We start from the raw sequence: 16,926 nt of genomic DNA, 5'->3' as shown, positions 1-16,926 counted from the left end.
TTGGGGTTGGGGTCACTGTCTTTAAATCGTTTTTTGAATTTCTCTTTTACACACTCAAAAGTGTTAAACAAACAATCTAATAAGGAAAACAGTAATGAAAAAAAATAAAATCATAGCAAAGGCTATCTTGTCGGCAATCGCATTCAATGCCTCTGCTGCTCCAAACATCAACAACATTTTGAACCAGGTGTTTTCCTCAAGCGGAAGCTCTAATTCAACTTCCTCTGACTCCAAGAAAAAACGATCAACTGGACTAGCCCAAAAGACAGATTTAAGATTCATCATCATGCCAAGCAAATTCTTTTTAGAATCTTCAAAAGTGAATTAAATATTTATTAATATGTTTTTACTAGACGACCGGTCTAATATATGCAACAATATACTCATGAGTAATAAACTTCCAATTACAAAGTTTAGCGATACACGTCAGCAAATTCTTCATGCGGCCAAAGGCATCATCCTCGGTAAGGGCTTTGCTGCAGTCGGCCTCAATGAAATACTATCCACTGCAGGCGTTCCCAAGGGCTCGTTTTATCACTACTTCAAATCAAAGGAGCAGTTTGGTGAAGCCCTGCTCACAGATTATTTTGATGACTACTTGCATATGTTGGAGCGTATTCTAAAAGATGATGGCAGCAGTAATTCCAGCCGTCTTCTAAAATTTTTTCAATTTTGGCTGGATAGCCAATCTAGCGATGACACGACTGATAAATGTCTAGTAGTTAAATTGAGTGCAGAGGTGACTGACCTTTCCGAAGCCATGCGCCTCACACTCAAAAATGGTACCGATAGGATAATTGCATGCCTCACTCACTGTATGGAAGAAGGTATACGCACTGGAGAATTCCCTGCCAAACTCGATGCAAAAGCCGTCACAGCGGAAATCTATTATATGTGGATAGGCGCAACACTATTGACCAAGGTATGCCACACGCGTGCAGCTTTGGAGTGCGCCATGAATGCCACGAAAGAAAAACTGGCGCTCAATTGAACTGGTTTTTTTTATTTAGCATAATACTAGCCGACTGGTCTAATAATAATTTCTAGGAGTTTTTGATGTTAAATTTTGATTTTTATAATCCCACACGTATCGCTTTTGGCAAAGGTAAGGTCGCCGAAATCGACAAGCTGATGCCTATTGAAGCTCGCGTATTGATTCTATACGGTGGCACTAGCGCCCAAAAAAATGGCACTCTGGATGAAGTTAAAGCCGCGCTAGGCGGTCGCTATGTCGAGGAGTTTAGTGGCATCGAGCCTAATCCAACTTATGAAACACTCATGAAAGCAGTTGCCCAAATCAAGGCCAACAATCTGGATTATTTGCTAGCAGTCGGTGGCGGCTCGGTGATTGATGGTACTAAGTTTGTCGCAGCGGCAGTATATGCTGAGGGCGACCCGTGGGAGATTTTGCTCCAGCGCGGTAGCAATGTGAAACAAGCAATGCCTTATGGCACTGTGCTTACCTTGCCTGCAACAGGCTCTGAGATGAATGATGGTTCCGTGATTTCACGCACCGAGACCCCATCTGGCTTACACGATAAGCTCTATTTTACAAGTGAGTATGTGTTTCCAAAGTTTTCCGTGCTTGATCCGAGCAAGAGCTACACCCTGCCGCCGCGACAGTTAGCCAATGGCGTGGTGGATGCATATACGCACATCATGGAGCAGTATCTTACCTATCCAGTGGAAGCGCGCGTGCAGGACCGCTTTGCCGAAGGCTTGTTACAAACGCTGATTGAGATCGGCCCTAATGTTATGAAAAATCCTCAGGATTACGATACCCAGGCCAATTTCATGTGGGTCGCGACGCTCGCTTTAAATGGCTTGATTGGAGCAGGTGCTCCGAGTGATTGGGCTACACACATGATAGGTCACGAGATCACCGCGTTGCATGGATTGGATCATGCGCAGACGTTGGCTATCATTTTACCGACTATGCTTAGTCTCCGACGTGATACCAAGCGCGCCAAGTTGCTGCAATACGCCGAGCGCGTCTGGCATATCAGTGATGGTACAGAGGATGCTCGTATCGAAGTAGCTATCCAGAATACCCGTGATTTTTTCGAGAGCCTCGGCGTACCTACGCGCTTATCTGCCTACAACATCAGCGCGGATGCTATTCCTGCTCTGTTAGCGCAGCTTGAAAGTCATGGCATGGTCAAACTCGGTGAGCATCAGGATGTGACACTTGATAAGAGTAGAGAAGTGCTTGAAGCGAGTATTTAATCAATGTTTGCATAGATTTTTAGTAAGGTGGGTAAAGCAAGATAGTAGATACCCACCACCTTTGTGTTTAATTTTATAATAGGAGCAATCATGAGCAAGAAGTTAGCACTATATGTACGTCTGCATGCTAAATCAGGTAAGGAAACAGCACTGGAAGCATTTCTTAAATCAGCATTGCCGTTGGTAGAGAACGAGCCAGAAACCGCTACTTGGTACGCACTCAAGTTCGGCCCTGCCACCTTTGGCATTTTCGACACCTTCAGCGACGAGCATGGCCGACAGGCGCACCTTAGCGGTAAGATTGCTGAGGCGCTGATGGCGAATGCAGCAGACTTACTGGCCGAGATGCCAGTGATTGAAACCGTAGATTTACTTGCAGTCAAAGGCCAGGCTTAAATCCTTTTTGGCTAAGTAAATAGCCCCTCCCTAGGCTAGGTTGAGTCAATACTGGCACATCGATTTCCTGCTTTCGTGGTGTGCCAGTGTTTTTTCTTATAGAGCATAATGTATACCCCTAATCCAAATAAGACGCCGACAGCCAACCGTGGATGGCAGCGTGTGTTCCAGCGCGACAAACTCACACTGGGCATCATGTTCCCAATCGAAGCCTTCGAGCGCGACCAACCGACCATGCATAAGCAGGTATCGCTGGCAAAGTTTGCCGAAAAAGCAGGTTTTACCAGCCTAGGCTTTCGCGATGTGCCTTTGCGCGATCCGAATTTTGGCGATGTCGGTCAGGTATTCGACCCCTGGGTTTATCTCGGTTATATGGCTGCGCAGACCACAGAAATTGCGCTACTGACAGCATCCATCATCTTGCCGTTACGCCACCCAATTCATATCGCTAAGGCCGCCGCCAGCATAGACCAGTTGTCAAATGGCCGCTTGCTAATGGGCATTGCTACAGGCGATAGGATGGTGGAGTTTCCAGCCTTCAATGTCGATTTTGAGTTGCGCGGTGCCATGTTTCGCGAAGAGGTCGAGTTGCTCAAAATATATTGGTCAGGGTTCTATCCGCAAGTAAGCAGCGGCTTCGGTCATCTGCAGCATGCCGATGTTATCCCTAAGCCGATAGCTTCGCATGTGCCCTTGCTAGTTACCGGGCATAGCCAGCAGGATTTAGGCTGGATCGCGCGTAATGCGGATGGCTGGATGAGTTACCCACGTAGCATAGAAGCGCAGGCGCAGATTATCCAGCGCTGGCGCGATACCGTTGAAGCGGAATTGCCGGGTCAGTATAAACCGTTTACGCAGTCTTACTTTATTGATCTTACAGATAATCCCAACGAAGCGCCTACACCGATTCATCTCGGACATAGACTGGGGAGAAATGCGCTGCTGGTACATTTGCGTGCAAGCCAGCGTATCGGCGTGGATCACCTGATATTCAATGTGAAATATGGAAAACGCCAGGCCGAAGAGGTATTGCAGGAGTTGGCTGAATTTATCTTGCCAGAATTTATATGAAGTTATAGCGCACGCCCTCCCCGCATGGATTTATTTGATCAGTTGTCAATTGCGGGCGCCTGCTCTACAAAAATAGGAGCCACCATGAAAGCCGTAGCATTAACCAGATATTTACCTATCAGCGATCCTGAATCGCTGATGGATGTAGAATTGCCCAGTCTCGTCGCCACCGGTCGCGACTTGCTAGTGCGTGTACATGCCATCGCCGTCAATCCGGTAGATACCAAAGTGCGCAAACCCAAGGATAAGACAGAGACCACACCCAAGGTACTAGGCTGGGATGCGGCTGGCGAAGTAGTTGAAACCGGGCCTTATTGCACGCTGTTCAAACCCGGCGACAAAGTGTTTTACGCTGGCGACATCACGCGTTCGGGCTGTAATGCCGAATATCAGCTTATTGATGAGCGCATTGTGGGGCATAAGCCGGAAAGTTTAAGTTATGAACAAGCGGCTGCTCTGCCTTTGACTTCCATTACAGCCTTTGAAGCGTTGTTTGAACGCTTATCCATTTCACTGGATAGGACGATGAATCTAGGTAAAAGTATCCTTATTATCGGCGGGGCAGGCGGTGTCGGCTCAATAGCAATTCAGCTTGCGAAACAACTGGCTGGGCTTACTGTAATAGCCACTGCGTCGCGGCCTGAGACCTTGCAATGGGTGAAGCAATTAGGTGCACAGCACGTTATCAATCATAAGCACGACTTAGTACCGCAAATGCGCGAAATAGGCATTCCGCAACCAGACTATATTTTCTGCTGCAACGATACCGATGGTTATTTTTCTGTCATGGCCGAACTTATCAAGCCGCAAGGCAAAATTTGCTCGATTGTGGAAACCGCACAGGCGGTGGACCTCAACCTGCTCAAGAATAAAAGTGCAACGTTCACATGGGAGCTGATGTTTACACGCTCTATGTTTCAGACCACCGACATGGAGGAACAGCATCATATTCTGGATCGCATTGCCAAGCTGGTGGATGAGGGCGTGCTAAAGACCACGCTCAATGAAACTATATCACCCATCAATGCTACCAATCTGCGTAAGGCACACGCTCAGCTCGAAGCAGGAGGCACCATAGGCAAGATAGTGTTGAGCGGCTGGGCTTAATTTCCACACTATTTTTACATTTTCGGGATATAAAAATGTCACGTGTCGTCAGATTCCACCAAACCGGTGGGCCAGAAGTATTACAGATAGCAGATGAGTTAGTCGCCGCTCCAGGCAAGGGTGAAGTGCAAATCAAAGTGCATGCCATTGGCCTTAATCGCGCAGAAGTCATGTTCCGCAATGGTCAGTATCTGGAAGCACCGCAACTGCCAGCGAGGCTGGGCTATGAAGTGGCAGGCATAGTCAACGCGGTGGGCGAGGACGTGACTGAGTTCAAGATAGGTGATGCGGTCAGCACAATCCCAGCGTTCTCGCAGAATCAGTATGGTGTGTATGGTGAGTTGGCGAATGTGCCTGCATTTGCCGTGGTAAAGCATCCACCATCACTTTCCTGGTCGGAAGCTTCCGCCATCTGGATGCAATATATGACTGCCTACGGCGCATTGGTTGAGTTTGCCAATACCAAAGTCGGTGAGTTTGTGCTGATTCCCGCTGCATCAAGCAGCGTGGGTGTAGCAGCTATCGAGATTGCAAATCTGCTGGGTGCCGTTCCGATTGCACTTACACGTTTCGGAGCCAAGCGTCAGTCGTTACTGGATGCCGGTGCCAAGCACGTGATTGCCATTGAGGAGCAGGATTTAGTGGCAGAAGTCAGTCGAATTACCGCAGGCAAGGGAGCAAGGGTGGTATTCGATCCAGTGGGTGGGCCTACCATCGCCAAGCTGGCAGAAGCCACCGCGCAAAGTGGCATTATTTTTCAATATGGCGCGCTAAGTAAAGATCCAACGCCATTACCGCTTTTCCCCGTGCTCGCTAAGCAATTAACCATACGCGGGTATACCCTGTTCGAAATTAGCACTCATCCTGAACGTATGGCACGCGCCAAAGACTTCATTTTGCAAGGGTTGACTGAAGGCAAACTAAAGCCACTGGTGGCCAAAACTTTTCCTCTAGGACAGATTGTCGAAGCACATCGCTATATGGAATCCAATCAGCATATTGGGAAGATTGTGGTGACTGTTTAGCCCCAAATGCCATCTACGTGGGTGACATCACAGACAGTTGGACCACAACGTTTGAGCGGTGGAGTAAAGCCTCGGCAGTTGAAGTATTCAAACATAGAATCTAGGAGGGCTTAATGGTAGTTTTGTTTAGCAAGCTTAGCCTATTCCATTAAGCGGGACTCTTGACGGCTCACATGAATTGAACTGTTGAAGATCCGCTATTGGCCGTTGTTGACCTCTAAAAAACTAAACTAAACAGACAGCCTTGTCCCCAAACTGACCACTAGACTCACTTCCTTTACTTGGTTTTAGTTTAAATATACTTTAATCGACCAGTGCCCAGATTCATCATCTTGGGCGCACCAGTCAGAAAAGCAAAGCCAAGATAGTGATTACTAACTTGGCTTTTTTTGTGACCACTTTTAATCGTATGATTGGTTTAGTTGAACAATTCACCATGAGTGTTTGTGAATCGACACTCACTTTGCAAGCCCTGCTCAGCAGACTAATTGCGCCACTGTTCAAAGTGAGTCATATTTCAAAGTGGGGGGAGCTGACATACCCCCACCCTGCTGTTGCCATTATCAATCACTTAAACCAGCTCAACCTCCACTAGATTATCGCTAAAGGTATTGGAGTGGCCCATGTCGCCATATTCGGCGGAGCTGATACAGTTAACAGTACCCTTGTTGAGTTGCCGCCAGTAGCCCAAGGTGGCGACCACGATGCCGGGGTTGACGTCTGTGGTCACACGGGCCACGGCTTCAAAAGCCCCTCTTTCATTGTATGTCTTGACCATCATGCCCTCTTGTACGTTGCGCGCTAAGGCATCTGCCGGGTTGATCATCAGGTATTGCTCGCCTTGCACACGGAGTTTGGATTCCATATTCGCGTATGACGAATTGATGAAGCCATGACTTTTCGGGGAGATGATGTTTAAAGGAAATCTGGCCGCCAGCGCTGCGTTAGCATCTGCAGTTTCACGACTAGGTAGATAAGCTGGCAGTGGGTCCAAATCCTCACCGGGTTGGAAACCTGCATACATCTGTCTAAAGGGGCCAGCGACGAAGTTTTTGGCCCCTGCTACCATGAACATGCATTTCCCCGTGGGGGTGGGGAAATTGCCGTCGCGATGCGGTGCACGGTCGTCTTTGGTGCCAACATTCAGCCTGGCAAAGCCGTGCTCACGCATATAGTTGAGGTCTATGCCCTGACAGGCAGGCGAGTTCCAGTCGACATAGTTTTCTAGGCACTCGCTGTCGCTCCATTTGAAATTGTCTTCCTCAAAGCCCAGGCGCTTGGCTAAGCGGCGGAATATCTCATTATTGGCTAAGGCCTCGCCGGGCGGCTCTATGCATTTGGTGTTGTAGGTGAGGTATAAATGTCCCCAGGATAAAATCATGTCTTCTTGCTCTGCGCCCATGGCTGCGGGCAAGATAATATCTGCATAAGACGCGGTATCGGAGATGAAGTGGTCTGCCACAATGGTGAACAGGTCTTCGCGCTTGAGCCCCTCGATCACTTTGTCAGTTTCGGGCGATTGAGTCACCGGATTGGTGTTCCACACCATGATCGATTGAATCGGTACTTCTAATGGCGTTTCACCTAGCAACGCTCTGCCCAATTGCAGAATGTTAACGACTGGAGTGCCCTCAGGAATCAGGTCTGGCCTGCAAATGACATCAAACCTGTAAGGATGCTCCCAGACCGGGAATTGCAGCGCACCACCACCCACATGGCGCCAGGCACCGATGAGGGCAGGCAAGGAAGTCACGGCACGGATGGCCTGGCTACCGCCATAGCTGCGTTCCAGCGCCACACCGATACGGATGGCCGCTGGCGGTGTGGTGGCATATTCACGGGCAAACAAGCGAATCTGCTCAGCGGGGATGCCGGTGATGTCTGCCGCCCATTCCGGCGTACAGGCCTTGGCTCTCTCAGCCAGCTCTTTAAATCCTATTGTATGTTGCTCGACATAATCATGATCAACCAAGTCTTCTTCGATGATGACGTGCATCATGGCCATCGCCAGTGCGCCATCGGTGCCAGGCTTGGGGGCAAGATGCCAATCGGCTTCTTTTGCTGTTTTAGAAGCGAACGAATCGACCACCACCACTTTTGCGCCGCGTTTTTGCGCTTCTTTAATAATATGCCAGTGATGCAGATTGGTGGAGACCGAATTACAGGCCCAGATGACAATGAAATTGGCATGAATAAAACTTTCGGGATCCACGCCAGCAGTCGGCCCGACGGTGAGTAGCCAGGCGGTACAGGAGCCTTCACCACAAAACGTCCGCTCACAGACCGTGGCGCCCATTCTGTTAAAAAATGCATCCCCGCCATTGAGACCGTGCACCAGCCCCTGATTACCCAAATAACTGACTGGCAGTATGGCGCGCGGACCGACATCGTTGATCAGTGTTTGCCAGCGATCGACAATGGTATCCAGGGCTTCATCCCAGCTGATGCGCTCAAACTGATTGCTGCCTTTCGGCCCGGCCCGCTTCATGGGATACAGTAAACGATTAGGGTGATAATGCCGCTTTTCGTAATCTTTTAATTTAACGCACAAGCCGCCACGCGTCATTGGATGATCAGGGTTGCCAGACACCGACAACAACTCACCATCTTTAACATGGAACTGCATCGAACAAGTATCGGGACAATCATGAGGACAACCACCATGAAAGGTTTCAATGCCATCTGCCACTTTATTCATCTCTCGCTCCAATCGCGCCGCACTATGCAGTCATGTTTTAAAAAAAGAATCCATGCAAGACAAGTCTGTCTACCTCCAATACTATACTGCTTATCGGTTAAAGACAATGGTGCTGGGAATGCCTACTTTTTTATTCATCGAGTGGCACAGCTCGAATACTCAAAGAGTATATTTATAAATGCCGCAAACTCGCTATCATGGTCGTTGTCCGAGTACGATTAACGCCAAGTGAATCGATGTTGCCTGTGCCCGGTTGATGAACCCCCGTTTATTTTTAGTCTCTCACTCAAGCGATGCAAACTGCCAATCTGCGTGAATTAACGCAACACTTTAGTCAGCATGGAAGGCTGGACGCCATTTATATTCGTCCGGATCGCGGTCAGCCGTGCTTGCGTCAAACGCAAGTCCAGGCGTTTGCCAACCTTGGATTACAAGGCGATCGCGCCAGTATGCGGCCGTCGGCGCAAGCGCATGGCAGCAAACGGCAAGTGACTTTACTGCAAGCAGAACATTTAGCGGTGATTGCTGCGCTAACCGGGCGCACACAGGTCGATGCGGCGCACCTCAGGCGTAACCTGATTGTCTCGGGACTAAACTTGCTGGCGGCTAAATCCCTTTTTAAAGATCAGCCCATACATGTATTGATAGGGGAAGTCGTGCTAGAAGTGACCGGTCCGTGTGAGCCCTGTTCACGGATGGAGCAAGTGTTGGGCACCGGTGGCTACAACGCTATGCGTGGTCATGGCGGGGTGACGGCGCGCATTATACGCAGTGGTCTGCTGCGCACCGGCGACGTGGTCAGGGTTGTAGCGGGGAAAAACGAGCAAACGCAGCCTATGCAATCCAGCCTGCCTCTTTAGCCACAATAATCCGACCAACATCCAGTTCAGGTAGTCAGCAAATAATTGCCAAAGTCATGGAAGAGTCAGCCTGGACTTTATGGTTGTGAAAGTATTATCTCACCGTCACTCGCAGCAAATAAATCAGACTGATAACCCATTAATCTATGAGAGATGACGTCTTTCCTGCCCCCTGTTGCAAACAAACGCATCCAAATTTAATAGGTGTGTGCCGCATGCACAGAAACTCTACCAGCTGCATGCATGTGGGCCATGTTGATTGATTTTGGTTTTAGGAATGCATCAATCGCGTTTGCCAAACATTCAGGCTCATCGTATGGCAAGCCATGTCCGGCATCAGGAATGAGCTGGTATTGCAAATCTGGGTTGAGCGCATGCAGTTCACGGGCGGTTTCAGCAGAAACCATGCCCTCACTGCCAAGCACTAGCAACGTGGGGACGTAAATATTGCGGACCAACTCATCAAACTCAGGGTGCGGTGGGATCAGCACATCGAACGCACGCGGATTGGTGCGAAATCTGGCTTGCACAATATGCTCCAGCATCTCGGATGAGCGATACCGATATTTGGCTTTGGCTTCTTTAAACAACTCTGATTTGCTAGCGCGCAATATCTGGCGGTGCTGTTTAACGGCCTCACGCTCATCGAGTTGACCCTGCCACTCCGCGCTGATGAATGTCGGGTCAGCCAGCACGATACCTTCAATGGCAAAGCCCAAGCGGCTGGCCACCATGGCGGCGGTCATGCCGCCCATCGAGTGTCCAAGCAGATAAGGGGATTGAATATCTAATGTTCTAATTAACTCGATTACATCGTTGGCATGGTCTTGATAGGTGTATCCATGCAGTGGTGCACTCGACTGACCATGACCGCGTGCATCCGGCATGATGATGTCGTAGTGATCTTCAAGTTCACGCGCCAGTTGCGACCAGCAGGCGCCGCTGCCAGTGAGGCCATGCAGCGCAATCAAGGTGGGCTTGTTGCCACCAGTGCGTAAGTAATGAATGTTGATGCCGTTTGCGCGGCACACCGTATCCGTCCAGTTAGCAGAAATAATGTTTTTACGTGTCATGATTAAAACTTTCTGAAAGAGCCAGTGACGACGCCCCAGATGGCAAACTGCATCTGGCCTTGAATGAGGATGGGCGCGTATTTACCTGAAGAGTTGGCCGGTAATAGTTTGGGCTTACCGTCTTTTTGTTTGGCCAGAATTTTGACCGTAAACTCGCCATCGATCATGGCGAGCACGATATCGCCCACCGTGGCAACTTTGTCTTTTTCGACAATGGCTTTATCCCCGGGCATCAAGCCCACTTCGATCATGGACTCGCCCTGGATGGTGACAAAAAAGGTTTTGTCGGCTTTGTTGATGAGGTATTCGTTAGGATCCATCGCCGAGCCGATATGGTCATCTGCGGGTGATGGCAAGCCTGCGGGGACTTTAGACTCAAACAGCGGCAAACTCAGGTTGCTGAGATCAGCAGATAATTGCGTAAACTCTTCAACGCTATCCAGGCTATCCTTTAACTCACTCAGCCGTTGCTTTTTGGCATAGGCCTCGAGAAAGTTGGCAATGACTGGCTTTTGACTGTCTGGCACGCGCATGACACTGGTATTTTCTTTATACGTGCCAGTGCCAGACTTGCGCCCGGAGCCGGGTTTTCTGGTGGTTTTGATGGGGTCATCGTTTTGCATGGTTTTTATTGTAACATTAAAAATAATTTTATTGTTACAATAAAAACAGCAAGCACAAACTAGGGTGTTTTTATGGCAGGGGTCTGTTCATCCAATACGCATTTTTTGGTGTGATGCACCATGGTGCCATCCATCAACTGCGTGGTTTCTTTGCCGATACGACAGTTTTTCTCAGCGTCCCACGTCCACACATTGGCGTAGATTTCTGTATAACTGTTTCGGTCCCAGCCATACATGGCTTCGTGCCCATGTTCAGTGGCGCTGCCAGACTCTTTGAGCTTTAAATAGCCATTCAGCTTTTTATCCATGACTTGTAGCATGCTGGCACCATTGGTATGCCAAATGGGTTTGATCACTTTAGCTTTTGCTTTAAACAGCCACAGTGGACACTCCTCTCCCCCACACAGACACATACGTGCGGGCTTCACCAGATAGGCCTTTGTGGAGGCATTCAAACTCACCAATTGTGCTTCAAATAGATCCAGCGCTTTGATCTCATGACAGGCAGCGAGCTGATTGCCGCCCAGTTCATTCGACAAGTAGGCAATGATAGGCCCTGGTACAGGCACAGGCGTCCTGAATGCTTCTTTGGCATTGAACTCTTCAGCCATCGCCATGGTGGCAAATAGACATGAGAAAAGTATCAAAATGGAACGCAGGAAGGTCATCGCTTTAATCATCATTGGTGTGTGCTCTCTCGTGTTTTACCCGCCGCGATAATAACAGCATACGCATTAAAGGTTTAGTGAAAAGGTGACGTTAATGCTATGATGCGCCCCCGTTTAAGGGATGAGCATACATAAAAACAGAAGGGATAATATAGATGCTAAAAAAAATGATTCCACTTGCAGGCTTGCTCGCAGCATTTAGCGCGCAGGCAACAGATATCACGGTGGCAGTTCCTGAACCCGAAAGCGTGAGCTTGGTGTTAGTGGGTTTGGGCTTGATCGGCTGGATTGTGATTCGCAGAAAGTAACCCCGGCAAACGCCCAAGCACCCCTGAAAGCCCCACAATGTGGGGCTTTTGCATTGTTAGCCTAGAAAAGATTGCTGACGCAGTGTTAAAAACTGAATACGGTATAGCCTTGATGAGATAACTGAGCAATGCTCGGCAGGCCAGAGGTGCCTGGCACACTGTTATCTGTGACGAGATTAAAACCATTCGCTTCTGCCTCATCACGCACGCCAAATACATCCGCACATCCACATGAAACGCCGATCACGACATCTGATACGGCAGAGTAAAGTGGATATAGCGGATGACCGACTTTAGTGAGATGGCCGACCCAGCGCGTACCAGTGCCTTGAAAGTAAATCGCGACGTCTATGTGCTTCTGCTTGAAATCATAAGCGGCTGCCAAGCCATTGAATGCACGGCCGAGCGCCTCTTCGCCGCTATGTGTTGGGTCTGAAAAAATGATGATGGCTGCTTTCATATTGATCTCCTTTGATCAGGGTATGTCGTTGATTGACAGCCGAATCTTAGGCGCTGAAAGCAGCAGGAAAAACTACTTAAGGAGAAATGGATTGTTTCGCTACGCGCAATATCGTTAGGGATTTAATTGAGGGTTGGTGCGTAAATTGTCGACCATATCGTCGATGAAGCTGCGGACTTTGGAAGAGCCTAATTTGTCTTCCCTATGCACCACATGCACTGGCCATGGCTCTTCTTCAAACGCTTCGAGTACCAAGCGCAATGCCTCACTCTCCACCTCGTTGTACACTTGATACGAAAGCAAGCGCGCAATGCCTAAACCTCCGACTGCTGCAGCTAAGGCAGCATCATTACTGGTGACGGTTAGGCGCGGATCTATACGCAGCATTAAAGGTTCATGATTAGATTGAAAGCGCCATTCAATATGCGGTGAAACGGCGCTGGAAGCAATAATAGAGTGTTGAGAAAGGTCCGCAGGCCATTGCGGCGTACCACATTTTTCGAGATAGGCTGGCGAGGCGCATAGCACGCGCCTGACTTGCCCGACTTTGATGGCACGCAGCCCGGAATCAGGCAAGTGGCCAATGCGGATCGCCACATCCATGCCTTCATCGACCAAATTAGTCACGCGATCAACTAAATGCGCAATCATTTTCACCTGCGGATAACGCTGCATGTAATCGACAATGCATGGCATGACGAACATGCGCCCGAACATCACCGGCGCAGTGATTGAGAGCGTACCGCGTGGCGTGGCGTTAATGTCTGCAACGGCTTCATTCGCCTCTGCAATACTGACCAGAATGGCCCGCACATTGTCGTAATATTGGCGACCCGCATCCGTAAAGCGCACATTGCGTGTCGTCCGTTGTAATAGCCTAGCGCCCAATTGCTCTTCCAAAGCCACAATCGCGCGCGTCACCGCTGCAGGAGAAAGATCTAACTTTCTTGATGCGGCGGCAAATCCACCCTCTTCGGCCACGCTGGCAAACACACGCATTAAGTGAAACTGGTCGATAATATGTCTCCAATAACGTTATTTAGTATTTCGCTATGAGTGTTTATCTACCAGTATTTCTCTAGGCGAAATAATCTATTGCGGCTCGTCACGTTTTTCTCTTGCTTATTATTCACTAACATTTAGTCATGAGTAAACAAAACTAGGAGAAAATCATGACTGCACCATTCGTTTCAGATCGGGTTTCTACGTTGGTGTCCCCTAGCGATATCGTGTTTACGCCTGCGGTCAAAGCCAGACAAGAAGAATATGGCTCAAGAGCTGGCTATGCGAAATTTGAAAACACGCGTGGTTGGGAATCTCGCGTCACGCCGATACTTGCTGAGTTTATTGCAGCGCAGACCAGCATGTACATGGCCACCGCCAATGCGCAAGGGCAACCTTATATGCAGCACCGCGGCGGCCCAGCTGGCTTTTTGCATGTGCTGGATACACAAACGCTGGCCTTTGCCGATTATGCGGGTAACAAACAATACATCACCGCAGGCAATTTGGATGAGAACCCAAAAGCACAGCTATTTTTGATGGATTACGCCAATGCGCAACGCGTCAAAATCTGGGGTGAAGCCAAGGTTGTGACGGGCGACCATGACTTAATCGCGCGCGTCTCTGCAGCAGACGATGTTGCGAAGGTTGAGCGTGTGATCGTGTTGACGGTCAAGGCCTGGGATGCAAATTGTCATAAACATATCCCCAAGCTTTTAAAAGTGGAGGAGGTCATGGCAGCGATTCAAGAGCGCGATAAAAAGATTGCCACGTTGCAGGCAAGATTGAGAGCAATTGAGAGCTCGCAGGCAGAGTGACATTGGGTATCTGACAAAAGACTGTGTGCATGGGTGAGGGCTGCAACAGCCATGCATCAGTTCAAATAGAGATGCTGCATTAGCGAATATCACCGCGTAAAGCAATCGCGACATTCAATGCTTTTAACACATTCTCTGCATCCAGGCTGCTTTCACTCACCAGTGCCTGGTGCTCCCCGGCTGGCGTATGAATCACAACGGAATACCGGGGTTTGGCCAGAAACCACAGCACACCGCCATAAATCATCGAAAACACACCAACAAGCGGCAAACTACCATTGCCGAATAAAAGCACCAGTCCAAGCAATATGCAGACACGGGCAAAGCCTAGCGGGGGTTTAAGTACTCGGCGTTCTACGGTGGTGACATGCTGTATGGCAATGGTTTTACCATTCACGATAAAGCGACGATTACTCACGCTAACGCCCTGGTGGCTGAAATAAATGGCCTCTTTCATAGCGCGTTCTCATGCAATCAATGGATTAAAATATTAACACAAAACACTCAATATTTAACCATTAATAACATACATAACATCACTACTATCATATGGCAACATAGGCACTTGCAGGCGGTAGCGTTGTGCCCGCCCAAAAGATGACGCAAGCATCACTCGCGACATCGCCTTCTAGACAAATGACGTCGTCTGCACCATAAACACACCATTTTTTCCATTCTTTTTGGCGATATACATCGCTTTATCTGCCTGCCGGATCAACTCGTTAGGTTGTGTTTCTTGCGATTGCTCACTGCTGTAATAGGCAATGCCGATACTGACAGTGATATTTAAGCAGATCTGATTAAAATGAAACGGCTCGGAAATCGCCCGCAGGACCTTTTCTGCAATCTTGCTCGCATCGGTGACTTGGGTTACGCCTTCCAGCACGATAATAAACTCGTCTCCTGCATAACGGGCAACCATATCAGACTGTCTTGTGGACTTATCAATCCGATTAGCCACTTCGCGCAACAGCATATCGCCGACAGTGTGGCCATAGGTATCATTCACTGACTTGAAGCCATCGAGATCGACAAATAAAATGGACAGCGCCGTTTGATTGGACTTGGCTCGTTGCACCGCAATAGGCAGAATTTCTTCCAGTTTACGCCGATTGGGCAAGCCAGTGAGCGCGTCGTTACGCGCTTCGTTTTTCAGCAGACTTTCCAGTTGTTTTCTATCCGTAATATCACGCAAAAACGAGGTAAACAGGGTTTGCTCATTAATCTCCAACACATTCACCTGCATTTCCACCGGAATGCGCACGCCATCTTTCCTGATCGCCTCAAGTTCAATGCGCTTACCCATCATGTCCGATGACTTCTCCAGCGCGTAGCGGCGCATGCCTGCCTGATGTGCTTGTTGCAACTCATTAGGAATAATCAGTTTATCCAGCTTGCGGCCGATAGCCTCTTCATCCCCCCAGCCAAAAATTCGCTCGGCCTGCTTGTTCCACGCTTTCACAATGCCGTCAGCATCCATGCACACATAAGCATCATTGGCATTATCCAAAATAGTGCGCAATTCCAGCTCCGCGTTTTGTAACAACTGCTCAGAGGCTGTTTTTTCTTGGTACGCAGCCAACATCGCTTTATTCGCCTGCTTGAGCTCCGCAGTGCGCTGACTCACTTTATCCTCTAGCGTTTTACGCAGCAATGTCAGCGCAAGTTCAGTTTCTTTGGCGCTTTGGATATCTTTGACAATCGATACGAAGTAATCCAGCTCGCCTGAAGCGGTCAGCTGTTTGGTCACCGTCAGTTCTACCCACACCAGGGTGCCATCTTTTTTAATATATCTTTTTTCGAGCTGATAACGGCTTAACTTGCCAGCAACCAATTGATCCAGCAGATTTAAATCCGTATTCAAATCCTCGGGGAAGGTAATATCCTGGAACGTTAACGCCAATAACTCAGCCCTAGAATAACCAACAATGCGACACAACTCTTCATTGGTCTCCGACCAGCGACCGTTTGGTTTGACCATGGCAATGCCGATTGCAGCACTGTCAAACAAAGCCTTAAACTTACTTTCAGAGGTTTCAATCGACTGCTGTGCCACCAGCATGCGCTCACGAAACTGTATCTCCCGCGTCGCAAGATGTGCAAGATCATTCAGCGCAGCCAATTCCCTGTCGGTCAGTTTTTTGGGCTTTTCATCAATGACACAGAGAGTGCCTAATGTGTATCCTTCCAGACTTTTAATTGGGATACCTGCATAAAAACGGATATTAGGGGCATTCAATACGAGTGGATTATTGGCAAACCGCGCATCGGTTAATGCATTTTCTATAATCAGCTGCTCTCCACTTTCCACTGCATGTGTGCAAAAAGAAATATCGCGAGAGGTTTCTGTGAGCTCAAGTCCTTGTTTGGATTTAAACCATTGCCGATGCTCATCTACCAGTGAAATCAGGGAAATTGGCATATCCAGAATTGTTGATGCCACTCTGGTGATGGTATCAAAGAAATCTTCAGGCGCAGAGTCGAGCAGCCCTAACGAATAGAGTTTCTCTACTCTTTGCTGTTCATCAGTGACCATATGTTCGCTCACTTTTTGTTCAATATTTAATACCTAAAATAACGTCATTTAAATC

The 16,926-nt window shown here is 48.7% G+C and carries 18 protein-coding genes; 9 read left to right on the top strand and 9 right to left on the bottom strand.

Annotated elements, in window-relative coordinates; genetic code table 11:
• Nucleotides 1-63: 63 nt before the first annotated feature.
• Nucleotides 64-288 carry a hypothetical protein gene (locus E6Q52_RS01380; protein ID WP_292817610.1) on the bottom strand — a complete coding sequence of 75 codons (225 nt, stop codon included), beginning with the start codon at nt 286-288 and terminating at the stop codon, nt 64-66.
• Nucleotides 289-385: 97 nt separating this feature from the next.
• Between E6Q52_RS01380 and E6Q52_RS01375 the strand changes: the two genes are divergently transcribed.
• The 6 genes from E6Q52_RS01375 to E6Q52_RS01350 all read left to right on the top strand — a co-directional run bounded on the left by E6Q52_RS01375 (nt 386) and on the right by E6Q52_RS01350 (nt 5,825).
• Nucleotides 386-991, top strand: a complete 606-nt coding sequence (locus E6Q52_RS01375; protein WP_292817609.1) for a TetR/AcrR family transcriptional regulator — start codon at nt 386-388, stop codon at nt 989-991.
• Between the two features lie 65 nt (nt 992-1,056).
• Entirely contained in the window at nt 1,057-2,226 is a 1,170-nt protein-coding gene (locus E6Q52_RS01370; protein ID WP_292817607.1) for an iron-containing alcohol dehydrogenase, read from the top strand.
• 90 nt (nt 2,227-2,316) lie between these two features.
• Entirely contained in the window at nt 2,317-2,622 is a 306-nt protein-coding gene (locus E6Q52_RS01365; RefSeq protein ID WP_292817605.1) for an antibiotic biosynthesis monooxygenase, read from the top strand.
• Nucleotides 2,623-2,730: 108 nt separating this feature from the next.
• Nucleotides 2,731-3,693 carry an LLM class oxidoreductase gene (locus E6Q52_RS01360; protein WP_292817603.1) on the top strand — a complete coding sequence of 321 codons (963 nt, stop codon included), beginning with the start codon at nt 2,731-2,733 and terminating at the stop codon, nt 3,691-3,693.
• A gap of 84 nt (nt 3,694-3,777) precedes the next feature.
• Complete coding sequence (locus tag E6Q52_RS01355; protein WP_292817601.1) at nt 3,778-4,800, top strand: zinc-binding alcohol dehydrogenase family protein; 1,023 nt, start codon at nt 3,778-3,780, stop codon at nt 4,798-4,800.
• Nucleotides 4,801-4,835: 35 nt separating this feature from the next.
• Entirely contained in the window at nt 4,836-5,825 is a 990-nt protein-coding gene (locus tag E6Q52_RS01350; RefSeq protein ID WP_292817599.1) for a zinc-dependent alcohol dehydrogenase family protein, read from the top strand.
• Between the two features lie 571 nt (nt 5,826-6,396).
• Here the strand turns inward: E6Q52_RS01350 and E6Q52_RS01345 are convergent.
• A complete protein-coding gene (locus E6Q52_RS01345; RefSeq protein WP_292817597.1) occupies nt 6,397-8,523 on the bottom strand; it encodes a molybdopterin oxidoreductase family protein in 2,127 nt (708 codons plus the stop codon).
• A 293-nt stretch (nt 8,524-8,816) separates the two neighbouring features.
• On the opposite strand from E6Q52_RS01345, the gene E6Q52_RS01340 reads away from it, so the two are divergent.
• Nucleotides 8,817-9,383 carry an MOSC domain-containing protein gene (locus E6Q52_RS01340; protein WP_292817595.1) on the top strand — a complete coding sequence of 189 codons (567 nt, stop codon included), beginning with the start codon at nt 8,817-8,819 and terminating at the stop codon, nt 9,381-9,383.
• Nucleotides 9,384-9,580: 197 nt separating this feature from the next.
• Here the strand turns inward: E6Q52_RS01340 and E6Q52_RS01335 are convergent, their stop codons facing one another.
• From E6Q52_RS01335 to E6Q52_RS01325, 3 genes are read right to left on the bottom strand one after another with little or no spacing between them, the layout of a single operon-like run.
• A complete protein-coding gene (locus E6Q52_RS01335; protein WP_292817593.1) occupies nt 9,581-10,456 on the bottom strand; it encodes an alpha/beta hydrolase in 876 nt (291 codons plus the stop codon).
• A 2-nt stretch (nt 10,457-10,458) separates the two neighbouring features.
• Nucleotides 10,459-11,079, bottom strand: a complete 621-nt coding sequence (locus E6Q52_RS01330) for a LexA family transcriptional regulator (protein ID WP_292817591.1) — start codon at nt 11,077-11,079, stop codon at nt 10,459-10,461.
• 59 nt (nt 11,080-11,138) lie between these two features.
• Nucleotides 11,139-11,762: a hypothetical protein gene (locus E6Q52_RS01325; RefSeq protein WP_292817589.1), complete on the bottom strand. Its 624-nt coding sequence runs from the start codon at nt 11,760-11,762 to the stop codon at nt 11,139-11,141.
• 140 nt (nt 11,763-11,902) lie between these two features.
• Between E6Q52_RS01325 and E6Q52_RS01320 the strand changes: the two genes are divergently transcribed.
• Nucleotides 11,903-12,055 carry a PEP-CTERM sorting domain-containing protein gene (locus E6Q52_RS01320; protein WP_292817587.1) on the top strand — a complete coding sequence of 51 codons (153 nt, stop codon included), beginning with the start codon at nt 11,903-11,905 and terminating at the stop codon, nt 12,053-12,055.
• Nucleotides 12,056-12,140: 85 nt separating this feature from the next.
• Here E6Q52_RS01320 and E6Q52_RS01315 read toward each other — a convergent pair whose 3' ends face one another.
• Nucleotides 12,141-12,515, bottom strand: a complete 375-nt coding sequence (locus E6Q52_RS01315; RefSeq protein WP_292817585.1) for a DsrE family protein — start codon at nt 12,513-12,515, stop codon at nt 12,141-12,143.
• A gap of 114 nt (nt 12,516-12,629) precedes the next feature.
• Nucleotides 12,630-13,514 carry a LysR family transcriptional regulator gene (locus E6Q52_RS01310; protein ID WP_292817583.1) on the bottom strand — a complete coding sequence of 295 codons (885 nt, stop codon included), beginning with the start codon at nt 13,512-13,514 and terminating at the stop codon, nt 12,630-12,632.
• Between the two features lie 173 nt (nt 13,515-13,687).
• Between E6Q52_RS01310 and E6Q52_RS01305 the strand changes: the two genes are divergently transcribed.
• On the top strand, nt 13,688-14,335 hold the full coding sequence (locus E6Q52_RS01305; protein WP_292817581.1) for a pyridoxamine 5'-phosphate oxidase family protein: 648 nt from the start codon (nt 13,688-13,690) through the stop codon (nt 14,333-14,335).
• 79 nt (nt 14,336-14,414) lie between these two features.
• Here E6Q52_RS01305 and E6Q52_RS01300 read toward each other — a convergent pair whose 3' ends face one another.
• Nucleotides 14,415-14,792 carry a DUF6232 family protein gene (locus E6Q52_RS01300; protein ID WP_292817579.1) on the bottom strand — a complete coding sequence of 126 codons (378 nt, stop codon included), beginning with the start codon at nt 14,790-14,792 and terminating at the stop codon, nt 14,415-14,417.
• 171 nt (nt 14,793-14,963) lie between these two features.
• Complete coding sequence (locus tag E6Q52_RS01295) at nt 14,964-16,871, bottom strand: PAS domain S-box protein (protein WP_292817577.1); 1,908 nt, start codon at nt 16,869-16,871, stop codon at nt 14,964-14,966.
• Nucleotides 16,872-16,926: the final 55 nt, after the last annotated feature.

It is taken from the genome of Methylophilus sp. (genome assembly GCF_008015755.1).
Lineage (GTDB): Bacteria > Pseudomonadota > Gammaproteobacteria > Burkholderiales > Methylophilaceae > Methylophilus.
This window is presented reverse-complemented; position numbering and strand designations above follow the sequence as displayed.

Excerpts from the sequence above, each read along its gene's own strand:
- E6Q52_RS01350 (WP_292817599.1), top strand. The coding sequence starts at position 4,836 with ATGTCACGTGTCGTCAGATTCCACCAAACCGGTGGGCCAGAAGTATTA.
- E6Q52_RS01320 (WP_292817587.1), top strand. The coding sequence starts at position 11,903 with ATGCTAAAAAAAATGATTCCACTTGCAGGCTTGCTCGCAGCATTTAGC.
- E6Q52_RS01315 (WP_292817585.1), bottom strand. The coding sequence starts at position 12,515 with ATGAAAGCAGCCATCATCATTTTTTCAGACCCAACACATAGCGGCGAA.
- E6Q52_RS01360 (WP_292817603.1), top strand. The coding sequence starts at position 2,731 with ATGTATACCCCTAATCCAAATAAGACGCCGACAGCCAACCGTGGATGG.
- E6Q52_RS01305 (WP_292817581.1), top strand. The coding sequence starts at position 13,688 with ATGACTGCACCATTCGTTTCAGATCGGGTTTCTACGTTGGTGTCCCCT.
- E6Q52_RS01340 (WP_292817595.1), top strand. The coding sequence starts at position 8,817 with ATGCAAACTGCCAATCTGCGTGAATTAACGCAACACTTTAGTCAGCAT.
- E6Q52_RS01325 (WP_292817589.1), bottom strand. The coding sequence starts at position 11,762 with ATGATGATTAAAGCGATGACCTTCCTGCGTTCCATTTTGATACTTTTC.
- E6Q52_RS01300 (WP_292817579.1), bottom strand. The coding sequence starts at position 14,792 with ATGAAAGAGGCCATTTATTTCAGCCACCAGGGCGTTAGCGTGAGTAAT.
- E6Q52_RS01295 (WP_292817577.1), bottom strand. The coding sequence starts at position 16,871 with ATGGTCACTGATGAACAGCAAAGAGTAGAGAAACTCTATTCGTTAGGG.
- E6Q52_RS01310 (WP_292817583.1), bottom strand. The coding sequence starts at position 13,514 with ATGCGTGTGTTTGCCAGCGTGGCCGAAGAGGGTGGATTTGCCGCCGCA.
- E6Q52_RS01380 (WP_292817610.1), bottom strand. The coding sequence starts at position 288 with ATGATGATGAATCTTAAATCTGTCTTTTGGGCTAGTCCAGTTGATCGT.
- E6Q52_RS01335 (WP_292817593.1), bottom strand. The coding sequence starts at position 10,456 with ATGACACGTAAAAACATTATTTCTGCTAACTGGACGGATACGGTGTGC.
- E6Q52_RS01345 (WP_292817597.1), bottom strand. The coding sequence starts at position 8,523 with ATGAATAAAGTGGCAGATGGCATTGAAACCTTTCATGGTGGTTGTCCT.
- E6Q52_RS01375 (WP_292817609.1), top strand. The coding sequence starts at position 386 with ATGAGTAATAAACTTCCAATTACAAAGTTTAGCGATACACGTCAGCAA.
- E6Q52_RS01355 (WP_292817601.1), top strand. The coding sequence starts at position 3,778 with ATGAAAGCCGTAGCATTAACCAGATATTTACCTATCAGCGATCCTGAA.
- E6Q52_RS01365 (WP_292817605.1), top strand. The coding sequence starts at position 2,317 with ATGAGCAAGAAGTTAGCACTATATGTACGTCTGCATGCTAAATCAGGT.
- E6Q52_RS01370 (WP_292817607.1), top strand. The coding sequence starts at position 1,057 with ATGTTAAATTTTGATTTTTATAATCCCACACGTATCGCTTTTGGCAAA.
- E6Q52_RS01330 (WP_292817591.1), bottom strand. The coding sequence starts at position 11,079 with ATGCAAAACGATGACCCCATCAAAACCACCAGAAAACCCGGCTCCGGG.